Source organism: Bacteroides togonis, from assembly GCF_900130135.1.
Classification (GTDB): domain Bacteria; phylum Bacteroidota; class Bacteroidia; order Bacteroidales; family Bacteroidaceae; genus Bacteroides; species Bacteroides pullorum.
Genome location: NZ_LT670832.1, coordinates 1 through 3,969, shown reverse-complemented (window position 1 = coordinate 3,969; position 3,969 = coordinate 1). Strand labels below are relative to the sequence as shown.

Sequence of the window (3,969 nt, the reverse complement as noted above, 5' to 3'; positions counted from 1 at the left end):
AGCAGCCATTTGTATTAGACTGCAAAGTTGCAAAATCAAGTCCGTTTCATCTCAAGAAACCACGTAATTGACTATATTTCAATAATTTCAAAGAACTATTTATCCACTTTTACGGGACAGTAGTGACAACGGGTCATAAATGAATATGGCTGAAGCAATAGCTTCTGTTCCGTCTTGAAGTTCAACGGTGGGCAAGTATCCACTTCTATCTTTATCTTTATAGATTTCTCTGTTTGGAAAGTCACATCATACACATCGGTATTATCTTTAAGAAATGCCGATTCGATTTTCCCAAAACTCTTCTTATCTTTTTTCTTTATTTCAACCTCACGACCTACCATTGCAAAGGCATCAATGATAGCAGGGAAGTATTTCGTAAAATCGAAGGTATCATCTTGCGCAAGCAATGAGAAATCCATGTCCTCACTGAAACGCTGCAAGCCATGAAAGATTCTCAGACAAGTTCCGCCATAGAACGCAGCCGATTCAAAGAAGCCCCCAGCATACAGGCCTGCAAGTATCATTTGTTGGTTCACTTCAAATATGGCGTTTCTCTTATGTTGCTCCGTTGTTAAATCATAACGGGAGAGCATATTGTCGAATATTTCATTTTTCATCGTCTTAAGAATTTTAGAAGTGTTGAAATTGAATCAGCCTTTTTGCCAACCTTTATATAATCTTCAAATATGGTTGCGTCCATATTATAGAACTCATCCATATCCATACGAATATCCTGCTCAAGATATGTCTCTACATCCTTCATATAACGAAGAATGACTTTTGAGGAATTGGCAATCAAATCACACAAAGCCTTTTCCGGTGATGCAATGAGAAATGCATAGTCACCTTTATTCATACTCCTTACTCCTATCGGAAATGCCTTTCTTGAAATATATTTGTAGTCATAATTGCCGACTGGAGTTTGAAAGCTTCGGGGATGTTTTACAGTCATTGATTGATGAACATATACAGCCTCGGGGATAAGTCCATAATATCGTAGTGCAGTAGACATTGAAATATACGAAGGTGTATAGAGATGATTGGCAATCAACTCACTTGATAGAGTCTTTCCTGAATATTCGGGGTTGATCACATAAAGTCCCCGCTTCAATCTGATGATAATCCCTTGCTTTTCGAGCCAGGTTACTTTCTTGTCAGCAGACTTAAGTTCCGGATACAACGATTCAATGATTGAAGTCGTTACTGGAATGGTTCCTATTTCAGTTAATTTTCTATCCATACTGCAAATATAGCAATAAATTGAACAGAAAAAGAAATAATACTTCCTTTTCTATTCAGAATATTACTACTAAGGCAATCTTAAAAATAGCGACCGCTGCCACATAAGGCTGTTGTTTGTGACAATCACCGAAACACTGACCACACAGCAATTGAACTGTCCCAAAGCTCTTATTGCCTGCGAAAAGGCCATCAGTTCGACTGAAGTGATACATCGCTATCAAATCTCTTCAACGACCTCAATTTCCCGTTCAAAGGCCGCTCTTATCAAGGATGATATATTGGAAAATAAGGCTGATGAAATCTCGTTTGAAGACCCGATTTATGACTATTGAGTGAAGACCAAATACTTCGCAAAATACGGATTATGTCCCCCTTGGTTATAGAGCCATTTTTGTACCTTTTCTCATCAAAAAACGCCATTTTTCACAAGTTTTTGTACCGCACATTTTGATATTCAAGAAATTACACTTACTTTTACTTTCCAAAATGGAGGTACAAGCCGAGAATGGTGCTAAAAATCACTAACTTACACATTCTCAGATACTTGCCAACATGCTGGTTGTACCTTTTAGAGCGCTATACTATTGATAATCAACGATGTACACATACTGCATCGGTAAGTAGACACCCCTTCCGCCCTCCCCAGCGCCGCGCCGCCCCTGCCCTGTTTTACAGGCAGGAGGTGACGCCCAGCGTCGTGCCAATAGCCGTGAGGATGGTCACCAACGTCTGGATGACCAGTTTCCAAATAGATTTCTTGTCCATGTTTCTTTTTTTTAATTGATTAATTGAGAATTGAGAAATTGAGAATGTTTGTTCCTTGAAAAATGGAGAATTGGTCGTTGAGCATGCCCCGTCCGCTGGCTTGATTTTCAACTCGCAATTCCCCATTTTCAATTCTTAAAGCGGACTTCCGCCCTCGCCCTCGTCCGTACCGCCGCCGGCCGAAGCGCCGCCCGAAGCCTCGAGCGAAGCGTCGTAGACCATCCACTCGATGTCCGACGGCACCAGTCCGCGCGTGGACGTGCTACCCTTGGTCTGCGCGCCCTCACGCTGGGGCACGAACTGGACGCGGACGGCCCGCACCTGCTTCTGGAAATCGAACTCGTCTTCGTTCGTCACGCCCTTCGTGGCAAGGGTGTAGCGGAACGTGCCCAGTCCGTCCAGACGGACCGAACGGCCCTGCGACATGAGCTCGGCCATGACGCCCGGCAGCTCGCCCAGAACGGCCATGACGTCGGCGTAGGTCACGGTACACATGGCCGAAAGGCGCTGAGCCACTTTCTTCGTGGCTACCGGCTGGCCCACGGTGATGGCGGTGGGATACCACACGCCGTACTTTTCGTTGTGCTGTTTCTTGTAGAATGCCATAATTGTCAAAAGTTTTGTGTGTTAAACATTTCGTTGTGTTATCGCTGTTTCCCCGAGACTTTGTCTCCCCTTTCCCGATGCAAAGATATCGCCAAGGGGACGGAAAGCCAAAATCGTGAGGGGTGTAACCTCTAAAAATATGTTAATGGCGAAAGACTTTCTTCGCGGAAGTCGCCCGAAGGCTCCTGCCCCGACTGGCTGCCCCGGACGGAGGCGGCGAAGGGCAGGAGGCAGGAGGGCTCACGCAACGGGACGGCCGACGGGGAAGACGAGGCGTCACACATCACAAATCACAAATCACAATTATCGAAAATGAGTTTTCAACCGGCCGAAAGGAGCGGGAGCGAAAAATAATATTATATATATTATATATTATATAATATATATAATATTAAAATATTTAACACTTTCTTCTCTCAGACTTACGCACTATCCGATTCGGGTAATTGTGATTTGTGATTTGTGATCATTGTGACGTCGGACGAGCGGGCAGCGGGCGCAGGGATATACGGAGCGACCTGTTGATAACTTCTCTGCCATTTTCTTTTCCGATTGGAAGAATTATGCTACATTCGCAAATCCAAAGCCAACGAAGGTTTTGGTAAAAAATGTATGGTTATGTATTTTTTCTTTAACGACACAACAACAGAGATGTTAACCGAAACGAAAGGGAGCAATCGGGAGATTGAGGCGCCTTTCGAAGACGAAACAGACGAGATGATGAAAGACATTTTCATGGACCTGCGCAAGAAGCTGGACGAGGTGAAGGCGCGGTGCGACACGTACCGGAGGGAGCGCGACGAGGCCCGCACGCTGGCCGCCAGGAGGCTGAAGCGATGCCGCGAGCTGGAGGAACGAAACGCCCGGCTGGAGGCCGACCACGAACGCCACAAGGACAGCCTCGTGTGCCTGACCGACCGCCTGACCGCCCTCGAGCGGGAGAACGAGCGCCTGAGGACCGCCATCGGCCACCTCTACGGCGAATGCGCCGAGTTCGTACAGCAGGCCGCCGGTACGACGAAGCCGACCGTCGTGGCGCAGCACAACTACTACCCCGGCTCGCTCCACGTGAGCGGAAGCCACCTGCCCGACGCGCGCTTCAACCCCGCGCCGACGGAGCACAAACTGGACCCAAAATAATCTGACAACAAACACGAAAGGAGAACACTATGGAAACCAAAGAACCGACACCGACCATCGTACACAACTACTACGGCATCACGTTTCAGAACTGCTCGATGCCGAACGCCACCATCCAAACCATCAGCCAGCCCTCGACCGACGCCCAGCCTGCGCCTGCCACACGCGCGCCCGAGGATGCTCTGTCCGACGCGCTACGCACGCCCCGCGCCGAAG

At 47.3% G+C, this 3,969-nt stretch carries 6 protein-coding genes and 1 pseudogene; 3 read left to right on the top strand and 4 right to left on the bottom strand.

What is annotated here, in order from left to right:
- Window positions 1-113 precede the first annotated feature (113 nt).
- Window positions 114-617: pseudogene (locus BQ8005_RS16800) on the bottom strand (nucleotidyl transferase AbiEii/AbiGii toxin family protein); the annotation flags it as partial.
- Window positions 614-1,240 carry a type IV toxin-antitoxin system AbiEi family antitoxin domain-containing protein gene (locus BQ8005_RS16795; protein WP_007855249.1) on the bottom strand — a complete coding sequence of 209 codons (627 nt, stop codon included), beginning with the start codon at window positions 1,238-1,240 and terminating at the stop codon, window positions 614-616. The pseudogene BQ8005_RS16800 and the gene BQ8005_RS16795, both read right to left, overlap by 4 nt.
- A gap of 118 nt (window positions 1,241-1,358) precedes the next feature.
- Between BQ8005_RS16795 and BQ8005_RS16790 the strand changes: the two genes are divergently transcribed.
- Complete coding sequence (locus BQ8005_RS16790; RefSeq protein WP_234984107.1) at window positions 1,359-1,574, top strand: hypothetical protein; 216 nt, start codon at window positions 1,359-1,361, stop codon at window positions 1,572-1,574.
- Window positions 1,575-1,911: 337 nt separating this feature from the next.
- Here the strand turns inward: BQ8005_RS16790 and BQ8005_RS17485 are convergent, their stop codons facing one another.
- Both BQ8005_RS17485 and BQ8005_RS16785 read right to left on the bottom strand, forming a co-directional pair.
- Complete coding sequence (locus BQ8005_RS17485) at window positions 1,912-2,007, bottom strand: smalltalk protein (protein WP_021846252.1); 96 nt, start codon at window positions 2,005-2,007, stop codon at window positions 1,912-1,914.
- 135 nt (window positions 2,008-2,142) lie between these two features.
- A complete protein-coding gene (locus BQ8005_RS16785) occupies window positions 2,143-2,613 on the bottom strand; it encodes an HU family DNA-binding protein (protein ID WP_075319336.1) in 471 nt (156 codons plus the stop codon).
- Window positions 2,614-3,165: 552 nt separating this feature from the next.
- On the opposite strand from BQ8005_RS16785, the gene BQ8005_RS16780 reads away from it, so the two are divergent.
- Together BQ8005_RS16780 and BQ8005_RS16775 are read left to right on the top strand one after the other, a co-directional pair.
- Window positions 3,166-3,753 (top strand): hypothetical protein, encoded by a 588-nt coding sequence (locus BQ8005_RS16780; RefSeq protein ID WP_075319335.1) that lies wholly within the window; start codon window positions 3,166-3,168, stop codon window positions 3,751-3,753.
- Between the two features lie 29 nt (window positions 3,754-3,782).
- The coding region (locus tag BQ8005_RS16775; RefSeq protein ID WP_159436301.1) for a hypothetical protein at window positions 3,783-3,969 on the top strand (187 nt) is incomplete at its 3' end.